The 16059-nt window shown below is 38.6% G+C and carries 13 protein-coding genes; 2 read left to right on the top strand and 11 right to left on the bottom strand.

Features of this window, described 5'->3' with window-relative positions; genetic code table 11:
• Positions 1 to 103: 103 nt before the first annotated feature.
• A complete protein-coding gene (locus tag F887_RS09125) occupies positions 104 to 337 on the top strand; it encodes a hypothetical protein (RefSeq protein WP_005294069.1) in 234 nt (77 codons plus the stop codon).
• 257 nt (positions 338 to 594) lie between these two features.
• Here the strand turns inward: F887_RS09125 and ppk1 are convergent, their stop codons facing one another.
• Positions 595 to 2673, bottom strand: a complete 2079-nt coding sequence (ppk1, locus tag F887_RS09120; protein WP_005294071.1) for a polyphosphate kinase 1 — start codon at positions 2671 to 2673, stop codon at positions 595 to 597.
• Between the two features lie 289 nt (positions 2674 to 2962).
• Between ppk1 and F887_RS09115 the strand changes: the two genes are divergently transcribed.
• Entirely contained in the window at positions 2963 to 3661 is a 699-nt protein-coding gene (locus F887_RS09115; RefSeq protein ID WP_032863127.1) for a DUF1826 domain-containing protein, read from the top strand.
• A 189-nt stretch (positions 3662 to 3850) separates the two neighbouring features.
• Here F887_RS09115 and F887_RS09110 read toward each other — a convergent pair whose 3' ends face one another.
• The 10 genes from F887_RS09110 to F887_RS09065 form a co-directional block, all read right to left on the bottom strand.
• Entirely contained in the window at positions 3851 to 5971 is a 2121-nt protein-coding gene (locus F887_RS09110) for a TonB-dependent siderophore receptor (protein WP_005294074.1), read from the bottom strand.
• A gap of 145 nt (positions 5972 to 6116) precedes the next feature.
• Positions 6117 to 6740 (bottom strand): RraA family protein, encoded by a 624-nt coding sequence (locus F887_RS09105; protein WP_005294077.1) that lies wholly within the window; start codon positions 6738 to 6740, stop codon positions 6117 to 6119.
• The gene (locus F887_RS09100) at positions 6733 to 7533 is read right to left on the bottom strand and encodes an IucA/IucC family C-terminal-domain containing protein (RefSeq protein WP_005294080.1); all 801 of its coding nucleotides are present in this window, start codon (positions 7531 to 7533) and stop codon (positions 6733 to 6735) included. Before F887_RS09100 ends, F887_RS09105 begins: the two co-directional genes overlap by 8 nt.
• Positions 7527 to 8375: an ABC transporter ATP-binding protein gene (locus F887_RS09095; protein WP_005294084.1), complete on the bottom strand. Its 849-nt coding sequence runs from the start codon at positions 8373 to 8375 to the stop codon at positions 7527 to 7529. Before F887_RS09095 ends, F887_RS09100 begins: the two co-directional genes overlap by 7 nt.
• Positions 8376 to 8387: 12 nt before the next feature.
• The gene (locus tag F887_RS09090) at positions 8388 to 9425 is read right to left on the bottom strand and encodes a FecCD family ABC transporter permease (protein WP_005294086.1); all 1038 of its coding nucleotides are present in this window, start codon (positions 9423 to 9425) and stop codon (positions 8388 to 8390) included.
• Positions 9418 to 10452 carry a FecCD family ABC transporter permease gene (locus F887_RS09085; protein WP_005294088.1) on the bottom strand — a complete coding sequence of 345 codons (1035 nt, stop codon included), beginning with the start codon at positions 10450 to 10452 and terminating at the stop codon, positions 9418 to 9420. The genes F887_RS09090 and F887_RS09085 overlap by 8 nt, the downstream gene beginning before the upstream one ends.
• An 11-nt stretch (positions 10453 to 10463) precedes the next feature.
• The gene (locus F887_RS09080; protein ID WP_005294092.1) at positions 10464 to 11378 is read right to left on the bottom strand and encodes an ABC transporter substrate-binding protein; all 915 of its coding nucleotides are present in this window, start codon (positions 11376 to 11378) and stop codon (positions 10464 to 10466) included.
• A 69-nt stretch (positions 11379 to 11447) separates the two neighbouring features.
• Positions 11448 to 13385, bottom strand: coding sequence for an IucA/IucC family protein (locus tag F887_RS09075; RefSeq protein WP_005294094.1), 1938 nt, complete (start codon positions 13383 to 13385; stop codon positions 11448 to 11450).
• Positions 13386 to 13404: 19 nt separating this feature from the next.
• A complete protein-coding gene (locus F887_RS09070) occupies positions 13405 to 14166 on the bottom strand; it encodes an HpcH/HpaI aldolase family protein (protein ID WP_228129824.1) in 762 nt (253 codons plus the stop codon).
• Positions 14167 to 14205: 39 nt separating this feature from the next.
• Positions 14206 to 16059, bottom strand: coding sequence for an IucA/IucC family protein (locus F887_RS09065; protein ID WP_005294099.1), 1854 nt, complete (start codon positions 16057 to 16059; stop codon positions 14206 to 14208).

Raw genomic sequence — 16059 nt, forward strand, 5'->3', positions numbered from 1 at the left:
TGGACATCGGGTCGAATGTTGTTATTTATAAAATTGTCTTAAATATTTAATAAAGATTGATTAACTTAACTGTACTTCTTCTACGTATTTAGAGGCAATTCATATGACAGTAAACTCTATCTTCGAGTCCCTTAGCCAATTGATTGAGTCTTATAGCCAACAACATGGAGAGAAACCTCAGAAGATGCTACTCGGTTATAAAGCCTATTATGACTTGATGAGAAACAAAGATTTTGCCAATGAGGTTACTAATTCTGCTCTAGATCCAAATAAAAGAAAATTTCAAAAAATCAAAATTAAAATTACCAAGGATGACTATCAGCTTAAATTGGAATAAACCCTTGTTGAAGCCTAAAATTATTTATCCAGATTTTACAAGTTTTGTTGGCTCAGAATGAAGCCAAAAAAGTTGCGGCTTTTCTACAAACGTTTAGACGCATCACTTTTTCTGATGCAATAAAAAACCCAGCGAAGTGGGTTGGAAAATGAACGGTATGTTGTGTGATAAGAGATAAAATTATTATTGTTACGTCCCTATGAGCTCTTTTTTGTTCTTCTAAAATTAGCTTAATCGCTGTTCATGACAATTCAGTGTCACCCGATCTCTCGATCCATTAAATATCTTTGTGCGATATGGACAACTTGATCTGGTTTCGGTTGACATTGTAGCCATGTCCCATCTGCTTGAAGCTCCCATGCTCTGCGATTATCTTTCAAATAATTCTTCAGGCCATCTTCAATAATGAGTTTTTTTAGCTTCTTATCTTCTATCGGGAAACAACATTCGATACGAGAGAATAGATTTCGGCCCATCCAGTCCGCACTGGCGCAATACAGTTTAATCTCACCATCGTTATAAAAATAATAAACACGCGTATGTTCTAAATAGCGTCCCACGATTGAACGAACTCTAATATTTTCTGAAAGCCCTTTGACCTGTGGTCGTAAACAACAAATTGACCGGATAATCAAATCGATCTGAACACCGGCTTGCGAAGCTTTATAAAGTGCATTAATCAATTGAGGTTCAGTCAAGGCATTTACCTTGATCATGATCTGTGCTTTTTTACCGGCTTTACTATTTTCAATTTCTTGTTGTATTAATTCAATAAGTTGCGAATGTAAGGTGAATGGAGCATGGAAGAGTTTTTTCAATTTTGCCATCTTCCCCATACCTGTTAACTCCTGAAAGACTTTATGTACATCCTCACAAATGTCATCATCATTGGTTAACAAGCCATAATCTGTATAAATTTTTGCATTGGTCGCATGGTAGTTTCCTGTACCTAAATGCACATATCGTTTGATTCTATCTTGTTCTCTGCGCACTACCAGAATCATTTTGGCATGGGTTTTATAGCCAACAATTCCATACACCACAACAGCACCCGCCTCTTGAAGTACATTGGCCACTTCAATATTTGATTCTTCATCAAAACGAGCTCTTAATTCAATAACCGCTGTTACTTCTTTGCCGTTTCTAGCGGCTTCTGCAAGAATTTTGACAATCTCTGAGTCTGCGCCGCTCCGATAGAGCGTTTGTTTAATCGCAAGTACATTGGGATCATAAGCAGCATCTCTGAGGAGCTTGATCACTGGAGCAAAGCTATCAAATGGATGATGTAACAATACATCTCCTGCTTGTAGCACATCAAAAATTGGTTTTTGGGTATAGAGTGCTTTTGGGATTTTTTGTTGGTAGGGCTGGAAGCGTAATGCTGGTAAATCAAAATTGGCAATAAAACGAGCTAGATTGACAGGGCCATCCACATGATATAAATGCTGTTTTTCTAACTCAAATTGTTCCAACAAATAGTCTGCAATATGCTCAGGACAGTTTTTATTCACCTCTAATCGAACGGCACGCCCAAAACGTCTAGCGGATAATTCACCTTTTAATGCAATGGCTAAGTCTTCAACATCTTCTGAAACGGTTAAATCGGCATTCCGTGTGACACGAAATTGATAGCATCCCGTGGCTTTCATACCTGGGAACAAATCTGCAATATGTTCCTGAATAATTGCAGACAGTAAAATGTAATGTTCTGAGTTCCCTGAAATTTGATTTGGCAATTTAACCAATCGAGGCAATGATCTCGGCGCTGGTACGATAGCTAAATCAATTTCTCGTCCAAATGCATCTTTTCCTTCTAAGGTCACAATAAAATTCAGACTTTTATTGACCAAACGTGGAAATGGATGTGCTGGATCTAAACTAATCGGGGTAACAACAGGTTGCACTTCATTAAAAAAATAATCTTTAATCCAAGCTTTATGCTTTTCGAGTATGTCCGCATACTGGATGTAATGAACACCATGACCTTGCAATTGAGGAAGAATAGAATGGTTTAATATTTTATATTGTTCTTCTACCGCTTCATGAACAACTTTCGAGATTTGCTGTAATACTTCATTGAGCGCCGTCCCTTCTGGTCCCAGCGTTTGAGTCGACAAATTCATTTGCTGTCGTAAACTAGCAACACGGATTTCGAAGAACTCATCCAGATTGCGAGAAAAAATAATTAAAAAATTAAGGCGTTCAAGCAGTGGATGACCATCATCTTTTGCCTGTGCAAGCACGCGTTTATGAAACTCTAATAAAGATAACTCTCGATTTATATAAGTTTCCAAACAGTGTTCCTGACCATTTGTTAGTGCATGCATAGAAGTCATTGATTACTCTAAATGATATAAAAGTGCTTTTTCCAATACGCGAACAGACAGGCGTAAAATTTTTCATTGTTTATTTTGTGCCTATTACATTGCAAATTAATGAAAATCATATTTTTCTATTCAATCATCTAAATGACATCAGATTTGTAGGTTCTACTCATATAGTAAAATTAATCAATAGCTTAGGTTGAATTAATAAAGTGTATTTAAATCAATATCATTGATGGGCGAACAACATTTCGATAAAGTTACTTGTATAATTAAGCCAAGTTTATTTTTTAATTCTCATATGAAGAATCCATATTCTGAACATGCTCAAGTGGGTGTAGTTTCTACATTTTCTGAACTTATCAATACCCATTTTCACGGTGATATCAATGCTCTTTGCTGGCATAGAAGTTTGGTGGGTGATTTTAATGAAATTGTGGCTAAACTTGAATTAAAAGAGAATATTACTGAAGTTTCTATTGAAGATCTTTTGGCATTACCACTTTCAGAAAAAGGCCATCTGGCAAGGGAAATTATCTTAGCAGATATACAGTTACTCACTAATTTAGGTGCATCCCCTTGCCTTAATTTGCTGAAGAGCTATGAACGGGACGAAGAGCTCGATTTCATTTCAACCGATGTATATTCATATCATGTGGATCGATCACCTATCGAAACCGATACTTTTTTATGTACCTATCATGGACCTGCAAGCGATATTCTGGCTCAAGATCAAGTTGAACAAAAGATTTTGATTCCAGAAATTAGAGAAAAGTTAAAGAAATTATATGACGGCCCAGCGGCTGACTTTGAAACTTTCTTGGCGGAGTATTTTTTTGATCTACATTATCAGCCTAAAACAGATGCGAAACCTGTGAATTTAGGTTCGGGACATCTTTGGCGTCTGGCGGTAGATCATCCTACACAACAGGTGTCGCCATGTGTGCATCGAGCACCTGCTGAGAAGGATGGTGAGTACAGATTGCTCTTGATTTGTTAAAGATCTATTCGATGTCATTACTTCTACGGGTTTAAAAGATATTGATCTAATTGCTCCGAATCAGTATCTTCCCGCAATCCACCATCCAGAAATTTAGCCCTACACATTGCTACTATCAATAACTCAACACAAATCTCTAGGGCTTTTGGGGTTTACACTAGATGCGAAAGCAAAAATCAATTTGCTCAATTAGAAGCTTACATTCCATGACAACTGAGCTGTGCGTGGTGTCCCAAGGAATAAATAATCATCCCCGAAGAAGCTTCCAACATCGCGCCAATATTTCTTATTAAATACATTGTCAATGTTAAATCGGAGGGTATTGTCATAGCCATAGGCTCGGAAATTATAAGCCGTACCTACATTAAACAAGGTATAGCCTGATACTTTCACACTCCCTGTTCGATTGGCATATTTACTGCTGCTGTATTGCATGCCCGCCAGTAAACGTAATCCATCTACTTGTGGTAATTGATAAGACACAGAGTTCGCGATGCGTATGCTAGGGACATTTTGCGTTTGATGGCCTTGATATTCGTTTGCCTGAATGTCTTTTAAACGTGAACGTGTAAGTGCTAGAGAAGATGTGATATCCAGATTTTGTCCTAAACGGCCTTGCACACCAAGTTCCAAGCCAAGATTCTGTTGTTTGCCATCAGTAACATAGTCACTATCCGTATTGGTATATTGGTTATCTTGCTTTAACTCAAATAAAGAAGCAGTCAATAGTAAGGCTTGCCACTGTTGCTTAATACCGATCTCATATTGGGTTGAGTGTTTAGGTGCCAATGTTGCAAATGCATTATTGGCGTACCACGGTGCTTGTCCACCATCACTTAAACCTTTTGCATATGAAGCATAAAGATGAGTGTCCTGCCATGGCTGATACATCAAGGCAAATTGTGGTAAGAACCGATTGAAATTGGTATCTCTAATTTTATTACCTGTTGCATCATAGGCATCTTCATTTAAATGAAGTAGTTTTCCACCAGCGATAACTGACCATTCTTGATTCAAATCAATTTGGTCGAGCAAATTTAGAGCTGTTTGTTGACTCTTAAATGATTTGTAATGATTGCCTAAGGTTTTTCCACTTGGCGTAAATGGATCAGGGTCCTGATAAATATTTCCTGTACCGACCCATTCATTTAACGCATCGTATTGCGCATGACGCTTATAGCTTTGCGATAGTTCTAAGCTAAGCTTATGTTGCCAAGTTCCTGTATTAAATTTGCCATTTAGCCCAGCTTTAAACTGATTGGTTAAATAGCTATCATCAGGACTGCGGAAATCATAAATATCATAGTTTCCGTTTTGGTCGAAGGTGTATGCAAATGATGAGTAATCATCAACTACAACCCGACTTTGAGAAGCACTGAGATTAGTCGCCCAGTTATTATTGATTTGGTAGCTATATTTTAAGCCCGCATTTAGGCTTTCATTGGTGACGGGTTTGCCCCAACTTTGATAACCAAGTAATCGGTCCCAATCAATACCTGTAGGTACTGTTTTACCATCCAGTAACTGGTAACCTGGTACTGATCGTTGGCGTTGGCGCTGTGACTCGAGATCAAACTCTAGTTTTGAGCGGTCTGAAATTTTCCAATCTAAAGCTAAAGAACCAAACAAACGTTTTCCATCTGCATGTTCAACATGCGGATGAATTTCTTCATTGGCCAGATTGATACGATAACCAAACTGCTGCTTTTCACCGAGTAAACCGCCAAGATCGGTTGCTACACGATGACCACCATGACTGTCCACTTCAAGCGTTAGTGAACGGATGTCTTTAGGACGCTTAGTGACATAGTTAATGACGCCACCTGTTGTCGACATGCCACTTTGAATGGCACTAATGCCTTTTAAAATTTCGACTTGTTCTTTGTTTTCAAGCGCAACATTTTGTTCACCCCGTAGCAAGTTACCATTCAGCAAATAGCTTGAGCCCAAATTTAAAGCAAAGCCACGCATAACAATATTTGGATAATAACCAATTGGCGCATAACCATCGCCTGCTGCAGCATCATTCTTAATCAGATCGGTTAAGGTTTTAGCGTGTTGGTCTGCAATACGCTCTGCTGTTACGGTGCTGATAGAGGCTGGAATTTCTGCAAGCTGTTGCTGAGTAAAACCCGATAAATTTACTTTGGGTTGATAATAAATCGTGGGTAAGCTTTCAGCCGTTACAGTGATTGTTTCAAGTCTTTGTGGCTCTTCCGCATGTAAAACCACAGGGCTTAGTCCTAGATATGAAAATGAACCAACCGCCAATAATGCTTTTTGTAAACGAGAAAATGGATACGTTTTCACAATAGTTGCCTAACCCCAAAAGATAATTTTACAGCCCGAATTTTACGGGCTTGAGTATTCCCAATTTTCTCAGATTGAACAAGTATTTCTACAACATATCTTCGATATTTTTAGTGGATTCTATGCGTGTAGAAATCAGTTTGTGTTATCGCGTCATTTTATATTTTGACAAAAGCTCATTATATCGAATCTTATCTTGTTCTTTTTTTTCTATAAATATCGCAGCTAGCTCGTTGGCTCTCGTGGGTTCTAAGATAAAAACTCCATTACTGTCAGCAATAACCAAATCCCCTGCCTGTACACAAACACCGCCTACACTGATGACAGAGTTGATTTCACCTTCTAGTTTTAAAGATCGTGTTGTAAGTGGACTAATGGTTCTGGCAAAGACTGGAAAGCCTAATGTTTTAATTGAGTCGATATCTGTCACAGCACCATCAATAACAACACCTGCAAGATTTTTAATCATTGCGGCAAGAGTCCTAAGCTCTCCCCAGCATGCACGTTGATAATCTCCCGAGGTATCAATCACCAGTATATCGTCAGGTTGGCTTTGGATTAATGCTTCACGGAGAATACTTCCATCACAATGCGGGATTCGTACTGTAATCGCATTACCAACAATATGTGGCGCTTGATTACCCATGTAATGAACATTTCTGACATGTCCAAAATCAGTAAAATGACCAATTACAGAAGTATCTATATCTTGATAAAGCTTCCTTAACACATGATCACTCCCTTCTATTCGGGGATTAATTTTAAACATTTTTCACCTTACGTTTTTTTATATCTGGATGCACTAAAGGACATGTTGAACAATACTCAACAGGGTCTGAGGCTTTATAATAAAAGCAGCAACTTTTCCGATACCGGACTTCTTCGCCAGTTTCTACTACTCTTATTTTCTTGAAATTGAAGCGTTTTAATGGATTATCACTAAGTCCAAACACTTCGGGTGGTGCTTGTTCAAGTAAATAACGGAAATCTTCCTGCAGATTTCTCTGCACCGCACAATTATTGATTTTCTGAATTCGTTTTTCATAAAGTGAAAATACTCTAACTGCAGTATTTTCCCAAAGAATTCTTGGGTTTACTTTTGATACATCGACAAAAACTTGCCAAACTTGCGCTAGATTATCTGCAAATATTTTTTTCACAATGCCTTCACGCCACTGTGCCCTATGATCATGAGGTAGAGAATAAGACAGATCTTTTACTGGCATTTTTGAGCGCCAAAGCCGTTGTTCAAAGCTAAAATCTAAGAAACAATTATCTGCTGAAAAATCGATCCCTTTGTTGAATACGGTCATCGCATATAAGCTGGAAGCAGTTGCAAGAAATGCATAACGTTTACTTAATAAGGACGCCGTAATTTTTATAGACGGCGAATGAATGACTGGCGTCAATTCAAATAGCAGCTTTTCACAACGTTCGTGATCCAGCAGCATGGAAACTTCTATGCAGTTTTCAATACGCCGTTCTTGAGCGCTAATCAGTGCTAGAGATTCCGATAGTATTTTCCATTCTTCTGCTAAAAAAAGATCGGTCGATATCAACATTGATCAGATCCTGGGGAAATATACTGTTCTTTTGCCTCATTGGGATGTTCTCTGTGTTGTCCTTTTCCATAAGGGATACATAAGGGTGTTCCAAAAAGAGGATCCGATACAATAAGACTGTCTAGACCAAAAACATTTTTTACTGTATTTGCAGTGAGTATTTCAGATGGAATGCCTTGTGCATAAACATTCTTATTTGCCACAGCAATCATATGATGGGCATAGCGACAGGCCAGATTGAGATCGTGCAACACCATGACAATGGTTTTTTTATGCTGCTGATTTAAATCATAAAGCAAATCCAAAATTTCAATTTGGTGCGCTAGATCCAAATAGGTTGTTGGTTCATCTAACAGTAAAATATCGGTGTCTTGAGCTAAAGTCATTGCAATCCACGCACGCTGTCTCTGTCCTCCAGATAGCGAATCGACCAAACGATTTCTAAGTTCAGACAAATGAGTATGATTCAAAGCCTGAGTTACTTTATCTTCATCCTCAACTGACCATTGTTTTAACCAGTTTTGATGAGGATATCGACCCATTCGAACAAGTTGATAAACAGTAAGTCCATCTGGCACCTGAGGTGATTGCGGAAGAATCGATAAGTTTTGAGCAACTTTTGCAGTCATTTGATGATGGATATCTGCCCCATTCAACAGAATAGAACCATGTTTAGGTCGAATGAGTCGTGCAAACGATTTAAGTAAAGTACTTTTTCCACACCCATTACTACCAACCAGAACTGTAATTTTAGCGCTTGGAATATTTAGATCGAGTTGATCTATTACAATTTGCTGTTCATAAGCCAATGTTAATGATTTACTTTGGATAGGATATATCATCTACTCTCCTCCCTAAAAAGAACGGCGTTGTCTGAACAACAAATAAAGAAAGAATGGTGTTCCCAATAAAGAAACAAAAATACCTGCAGGCAAGTCTTTGGGTAAAAACAGAGTTCGTCCGACCAAATCAGCAAGCATTAATAAATTGGCGCCGACTAAACAGGATGTGACGGCTAAATCAGGAAAAGAACGAGGTACCAAATATCTTGCAATGTGTGGGGCAATTAAGCCCACAAAAGCAATAGCACCTGCATATGCTACAGATATCGCTGCTAATGCCACGGCAAGAAATAATAACCACATGCGATGTCGTTCAGGTTTGATGCCTAAACCCACCAATATGTCATCACCTAACTCGTGTGGATTAACATGACGAGCAACCCAGATCATTAAAAATAGTAATACTGCTAACCAGATCGCAAGCTGCGTTACATCCTGCCATAAAGCCCCATAGATACTGCCAGTTAACCAAACATATGCCGATAAGGTCGTAGTCAAAGGGCTCAATACTAAAATTAAAGTAGTGACTGCCCCCATAATCGAAGAAAGACCAATACCAATCAGTACCAGGCGTATGGGCGTTACACCATTTCGCCATGCCAATAGGTAAATGAGCAATGCGGTTAACCATGCTCCAAAAGTTGCAAAAACAGGCAACCACTGAATTGATAAACTGGTTGCAAGGAAGGACATGAAGAAGACAGCAGAGGCTGAAGCTCCTGCCGTAATACCCAAGATATCTGGCGAAGCTAGAGGATTGCGAATAATGCTCTGCAAAATAAGCCCTGATAAAGCCAAGGCTGCCCCAATCATCAGTGCCATTAAGATTCTTGGTAATCGAAGAGTCTCTAAAATAAAGTGATAATCACCATCTCCTTTAAAAAAGAATTCATTTAGGACTTCAGTTAGAGCAATGGGAATTTTACCGACAGATAAAGAGAGAAAAATCTGAAAAAAAGTTAAAAGCGTGAGGCAGCTCACTACAATCATTGTACGGAGATGGATAATTCTTGAAAATTGACCGAAACGTAAGATAAAAGTTTTATCCATGGCGCATACCTTTACGGACTAAATAGATGAAGAATGGTGCGCCCAATAAAGCAGTCATAACCCCAATGGGTATTTCCTGAGGAAAAATCACCAATCGAGCAAGAATATCTGCCAGTAACAATAATAATGCACCCAAAATAGCGCAGCCTGGAATTAACCATTGGTGATCTGATGAGATAAGTCGACGTACAATATGCGGTACGATTAAACCGATAAAGGCAATATTTCCTGCAATGGCTACAGCGCCGCCTGCTAAAATAATAATGGCAATACCCATCATGACTTGAATCAGGATAGTTCGTTGTCCCAAACCTTTTGCGATCTCCTCACCTGCCATTAAGATATTAATTGGCTTTGCCAAGAGATAAATGAGAAACAGACAACTCATCATATAAGGCAAAACAGGCCAAACGATGTTTAATTGCCGATTTGCAACTGAACCTGCCAACCAGAATAAAATGCTATCCAATCCTTCTTGATCAATCACCAGCATTGCTTGGGTAAATGAGCTAAATAATGCAGTAACAGCAGCTCCTGCCAATACAATTCTGAGCGTATTGAGTTGTCTTTGCCCTACCATTCCTAAAAAATAAACCAAAATACCTGCGACTGCGGCACCGAAAAATGCCAGCCATAGATATTGCCCAAGTGAATCAAGTGCAAAGAGTCCAGAAAATAAAACAATACTAAACATTGCCCCAGCATTGATGCCAAAAATACCCGGTGAAGCCAACGGGTTTCGAGTCAGTGCTTGCATCAGCGTTCCTGCAACTGCAAGACAAGCGCCAACGACCATTGCAATGATTGGTCTAGACAAGCGAGTGGTTTGGACTAAGACATGTTGAATATTCAATGGATCATATTGCCCCATCGCTTGTAAGACAACGTTGAGATGAATATATTCATGTCCAATCGCAAGACTAAAGAGCGCGCATAAGATTAAAAGAATGAGAGCTACACATAGTTTATGTATGGGTTGCAAGATAAATGGATTGCTAGGAAGAGTGACACGCTGATTTTTATTCATAAGAGATGGACCTAATCAGCATGTCTAACTGTATGGTTGACTTCATCTAAAACCTTGTTGGCGCCTAGAATCCCACCTGATAAATTCCAACTGACACTATCGACTTGATAGATCTGTTTCATTTGGGCGGCACGCATTTGCTTCCAAAGCGGATGTGAAGTCCATTGCTGATAATTCTTTTGAACAGCGGGCTTGTCGCGCATAAAAATAAAGAAATTGTCAGCATTAATAATCGGAATGCTTTCTTTATTAACTAGTTTTTGTAAAGCCCATTGCTGATTTGCTGTGCCTTTAGACCATTTGAAGCCCAATTCAGATAAAATTGAGCCAGAAAAACTATGCGGTGAATATGCTCGGACATGGTCTTCTCTGAACTCTAATAATGAAACACTTTCAGGCCACTTCTCACCAAACTGCTGCTTTAAGTTTGCACGTGTAGCAATAATTCGGTTGTCCCATTGTTTTAGTAACAGATCTGCCTTCTTTTGCCTTCCAACGGCTTGACCAACAATCTTAAGTGTTTGGCGAAACTCATACACTTCGTCTAACGCGATGGTTGGAGCAATTTGAGAGAGTAAAGTATAGGTTTTTTCATTACGGAATCTTGATGCAATAATCAGATCGGGTTTAAGCAATGCGATATCTTCTAAACTCGGTTGAGTTTCTAAACCAAGGTAATGAACTCCCGTCAATGAGGGTCTTAAATATTTATACATCGGCTTTTCAGACCAAGATTCAACGACTCCAATCGGCTTAATGCCTAAAGCCACTAAAGTATCTGTAGCGCCTTGAAACAAACTGATGACACGTACAGGTTGACCTTTAATCACTGTTTCTCCCAAAGCATGTTTGACCGTTTGTGAAGCAGAGGCTACTGCTGGAATAGATAGCAGCAGCAAACAGATAGAGAACAAGTAAACATACATGTTTACTTGTCTATCCTTCTGTGTGTTTTTTAAAAAATAAAAGGAAAAGTTCATTGGCAAATTACAAACTCAGATCTTTGTTATCTGCTGGAAAGGATTAGGAATATTTCCTACACCAAATGGCATACTACCCGGATCGTTACCACGATCAATCATCGGCTTGAGTAACATTTTAAAGGGCCATGTTGGCTCTACAAACAAGAGCTGATGTAGCATGGTTTGGGTTTCTTCATCAAAATCAATTTGATGGATAAGGTCTTTTAAAACATCTTCAAGCGTTTTCCACAGGGCTGGTGCAGGGATTGTGTAAATTTCTGCTAGTACATCAATAATGGCCCGAATATTGACTTGTATTGCCAAGGTTTGAAAATAAAAGAATAAATCTTCAGGCCGTTGGTGATATAACGTATTTGGATGACCTTTTTTAATACTGTAACTTGGATCGTATAAACTATTTTTTTCTAACCAAGGCACATGAATTCGTACAGAGTCATGATCACGGAATAAAACGCCGTGTGCTTGACCTGCTTTCCAAATGAAAACAGCATTTTGGCCGTGTACTTCACCGAGCATACCGATTTTAAACATACGAAGATTAATCTCGAAAAAGGTATGACAAAGTTCTTTGAACAGCATTTTGACTGAATTTTCTGATCGTTCTAATTGACGGTATGTTATCCAATCATCGAAGAAATGATGCTGGCTATCTGGCAGTTTAGTCCCTAAAGCGGCCATTGGAATCAGACGATATTGATCATTCAATAATTCATCTGGGTAATGTCGCAACATGGCTGATAAATGCCGCGGTGGTTGAGAAAACAATATTTGATTGTCTGGTGTGTAATCGGCGATTTGTTCTGGTAAATAGGCCCACCATTTTGTTTCATCACAAATATATACTTTTTCCAAGAGCACAGCATCTAACTGTATTCCTGCACGGAATAAGCGTTCACTTTTTTGGCCATTGATCATTTTAATCGCAGGTAAATAGCGGGAAGATGCCAACGAGTACACTGACATGGGGAGCTTTAAATAATACGGGCTTTCGGATGCTGGTGCCATTGAGCGCAATGACGAGGTAGCAAAATAAGGTTCCGATTTAAAATGTAAAAAATGGCAGTCACCAGAAGAGAAAGCCTCTAGCAACATATCTTTTAGAATGTTTTCAACTTGCCAAGGATGAACTGGAATTGCAGTATGTGTACTGAAAATATTTAAATTCTCCAATTCCTGTATCAAGTGATCTTGCTCAGTTGCGGATAAAAAATAATGCATCGGTTGCTGTTTTTTAGATTCAGTAATGCCCTCACCCAACATTAATTTTTCATTATCAATGGCGACCCAAAACAACGGAATGCCATGAGAAAACTCAGCTAAATATTGTTTATAGTCTTTTTCATTAAGTCCCATTTTTGCCTTGGCTAATGGATGATATGGACGATCACGCAGAGATCCCCATTGCTCCATGGTCTGGAAAAAAGTGGCTGGAGATTTATCAAATAAGCCCTGATGTTCAATACAATGATCAAGAGACCATTCCATTTGTAGTATATTTTGTTTTAAGGTATCCATAAAACGTTGAATACCTTCATCTTTATCTGAATATTTATGACCAATCAATTGAAAGATATATTCCATCAATGTAACTGGATCCAGAACAACAATGTGCAAAGGTTCTAGGCCGTCAGGTTCGTGACGAATAGCGTACACAGCCGTATTTAGTATTTTTTGCCATGTTTGTGTGACAGCAGGTTGTAAAGCAATAATGAGATAGGTATTTTTCGCTGGTAATTGTAGCTGCCAAATCGATGTATTTTCTGGTAATGGCACTGGAAATAATGTTGAACTATTCAGGTTTGAAACATGAGAATTTTGTTCATTCCACTGCTTTAAGTTAAAGCGTCGAGGAGATAAATCATCAAAAAATTTTTCTACCAATAAGCAATCAACAAGATCCTGCATCACTATTTTTGTTGCTTGTTTAAAAAAAAGATTATTTGCATTCATTTTTAATTTCCACAAAATTCTATTTAATTTCTAGTTTTGCCAGTTCTAGGCGAGAACAGAGTGCTCTAAAGGCAATCCCGCGCTCATCACCTAAAACAAAAGTTTTTACGCCCAGATCAAACCACTGTTGAAGTTGAGTGTCTTGGCGAGGAATCGCACAATATGGCGTACCTGTTTCTTTACATATATCCAAGACTTCTTTTAATGCATGCTGTACTTCAGGGTGGTTTATTTCCCAAGGGCGACCCATTGATTGGGATAGGTCTGCGGCGCCTTCAAGTACAAAACTGACACCGTCAACCGCTGCAATTTCCTTTGCATTTTTAACGCCAGTGATGCTTTCAATCATTGGAATGATCATGATCTGCTGGTTGGCAAAGGCCATATAGTCGACGAGCCCGTTATTGCCAAATGCTTTATTTCTTCCGAAAGCACCTGGTCTACCTGCATTCAAACTGCGTTTACCCAATGGATGGTATTTACAAGCTTGAATAACTTGTCGAACTTCTTCTGCATGTTCAATCATTGGTAATACAATGCCCTGAGCGCCTGCATCCAATATTTTTAAGATCCGCTTAGGGTGAGTATCTTCAACCCGAACCAAAGGAGTTAAATGAACAGCTTCGGCAGCCCGAATCATATTTTCTAAGGTTTCAGGATTTGTTAGGACGTGCTCAGTGTCAATAATGACGAAATCAAAGCCCGATTCGCCTATCAATTCAACTGCTGTAGGTGAAGGAATTGAACTAAATACACCAAATACCTTTTTCCCGCTTAGCATTTTTTTCCTAAGCTGATTTTCTCCAAGCATGTTGATTCCTTAGACTTTAGAAAATTGATGCAATGGATTCGGTACCGTTTTGAAGCGTGGTTGGGAATCACCTAACAAACGTCGTTTCGTCAATTCTTCAACTTGGTATTGTTCAGAGAACAAATCGAATAAATCAAACCGTTGTTGATGTTGTGGGTGCTCAGCCTGATATTGATGTATTAAATCTGCGGTGATCTTCCAAAAGTGATTTTCGTCAAACTGATAATTCTCTTGCAGGAAAATGGCGATATCTGTTAAACAAATAAAGAAGAAGCAATCACAAGAAAAATCACGTACAGCGTTTAGATCTTCAGTCAAAATAAACGAGTTTCTATTAATTTTTGCATGACTTGCAGGTAAAGGAACCAAATTGGGTGTTAGCTTTTGTCGAGCTAGATGAGCAGGAGAATAACGGACACCATCGTGGAAATCCTTAAGAGCAATACGAGTTGGCCATCCATCCTTATGAATAAGAACAATATTTTGCCCATGAGATTCCATTCCAATCCCTTCTGCATACAGCATGTGAATGATAGGCAGAACGGCGACCTTAAGTAATTGTTGAGTCCATGCATCTGCACCATAGTGTTGAATCCAGATATCAATTAGAGGCTGTTTATTGGATTGAATATAGCTTAAGCCATTGAATGGAATCGCTTCTTCCCCGTCTCTTAGATACTGGTGGATACTTTCCCTCCAAATTGCGCCCATTGTTCCATAGGCTTTAGGCATTCTCTCTTCTACTAATGTTTCATGATTGAAACTCACGCCTAAAAACTCGCCTAATACTACAAAATCTAATTTTTTTGCTGTTTCATCGGACTGAATCAGTTGCTGCAACCAGTCTGTGATAATGGGACCATTCATCACTGTATGACGCGCGAGAATACGAGTACTGGACGTATTGGTCATATTCATGGACAGTTTGATGTAAGGCTTTTTCAGATCACTGAAGTTGGTCAATGAGCGTAAAGATTGCTGTGCTCGGTAGCTGTCCTGTGTTTGGCCAAGCAAAATAATCTTTTGTTCTTTTATTTCAAGATAAAAAGCCGTAATTAATGTATTTTCCCATTGCCAAGGATGGACTGGCATAAATACATAGTCGCGCGGATTTAAGCCCTTATTGATTAAAACATCTTTAAATTTTCGTTGATTTTTCTGATCTAGCTGTTGATCAATATAAAGTTCTTGATCAAGACGGCATGACATATTAATTGAAGCATGATTTTTATGTACAGCCACCCAGATTAAATGAATTGGCTGTTTGAATTCAGCACCATAGTTATAATTGTCTGTTAATGTAAAACCAATGCGTGACTTATAGCATGGATGGTAAGTGTGGGCATCTAATAGGTTACTTTCCAACTCATCAAATTCACGTTCCTGCTTCGACAAAATACCTTGTGTACACAAACTACGTGCTTGAGTATCTTTGATTAAAGTTTGTTCTAGTTCATGAATAAAACTGGTTAAATTGACAGTGTCTGGCAAGTGCAAAAGGATTTCACTGATTATATCTTGTAATGTTGCTTCACGTTTATCTTGGCCTGATATACGCAGAACGGGTATCTCTTTACTTAAACGAATTAAGGAGAAACTTTGATAAATATTGCCAGTACATTGATATTCAACTTCTTCCTGATCTGTACTGATTCCTTGAATAGTGAAAATAAAGGTTCCGTTGGATTGTTTTTTAGTCTGGTAAGACACTATTTTTTCATACAGCATTGCTTGAATTAACTGTCGAATGACGCGATGTTCTACTTGTTTAAAGATCTCTTGTTGAGGTTGGTTTAACCAGCTTTGCGCCATTTGACCTTGAGTGATTTGGTCTAATATTTTAATTTCGTTTAAAGAACTCAT

The organism is Acinetobacter sp. NIPH 2100, from assembly GCF_000369805.1.
GTDB lineage: Bacteria > Pseudomonadota > Gammaproteobacteria > Pseudomonadales > Moraxellaceae > Acinetobacter.

Bases quoted from the DNA above. Each gene is read 5' to 3' on its own strand.
- F887_RS09125 (WP_005294069.1), top strand. From the start codon at position 104: ATGACAGTAAACTCTATCTTCGAGTCCCTTAGCCAATTGATTGAGTCT.
- ppk1 (WP_005294071.1), bottom strand. From the start codon at position 2,673: ATGACTTCTATGCATGCACTAACAAATGGTCAGGAACACTGTTTGGAA.
- F887_RS09115 (WP_032863127.1), top strand. From the start codon at position 2,963: ATGAAGAATCCATATTCTGAACATGCTCAAGTGGGTGTAGTTTCTACA.
- F887_RS09105 (WP_005294077.1), bottom strand. From the start codon at position 6,740: ATGTTTAAAATTAATCCCCGAATAGAAGGGAGTGATCATGTGTTAAGG.
- F887_RS09100 (WP_005294080.1), bottom strand. From the start codon at position 7,533: ATGTTGATATCGACCGATCTTTTTTTAGCAGAAGAATGGAAAATACTA.
- F887_RS09095 (WP_005294084.1), bottom strand. From the start codon at position 8,375: ATGATATATCCTATCCAAAGTAAATCATTAACATTGGCTTATGAACAG.
- F887_RS09090 (WP_005294086.1), bottom strand. From the start codon at position 9,425: ATGGATAAAACTTTTATCTTACGTTTCGGTCAATTTTCAAGAATTATC.
- F887_RS09085 (WP_005294088.1), bottom strand. From the start codon at position 10,452: ATGAATAAAAATCAGCGTGTCACTCTTCCTAGCAATCCATTTATCTTG.
- F887_RS09080 (WP_005294092.1), bottom strand. From the start codon at position 11,378: ATGTATGTTTACTTGTTCTCTATCTGTTTGCTGCTGCTATCTATTCCA.
- F887_RS09075 (WP_005294094.1), bottom strand. From the start codon at position 13,385: ATGAATGCAAATAATCTTTTTTTTAAACAAGCAACAAAAATAGTGATG.
- F887_RS09070 (WP_228129824.1), bottom strand. From the start codon at position 14,166: ATGCTAAGCGGGAAAAAGGTATTTGGTGTATTTAGTTCAATTCCTTCA.
- F887_RS09065 (WP_005294099.1), bottom strand. From the start codon at position 16,059: ATGAGTTCTTTAAACGAAATTAAAATATTAGACCAAATCACTCAAGGT.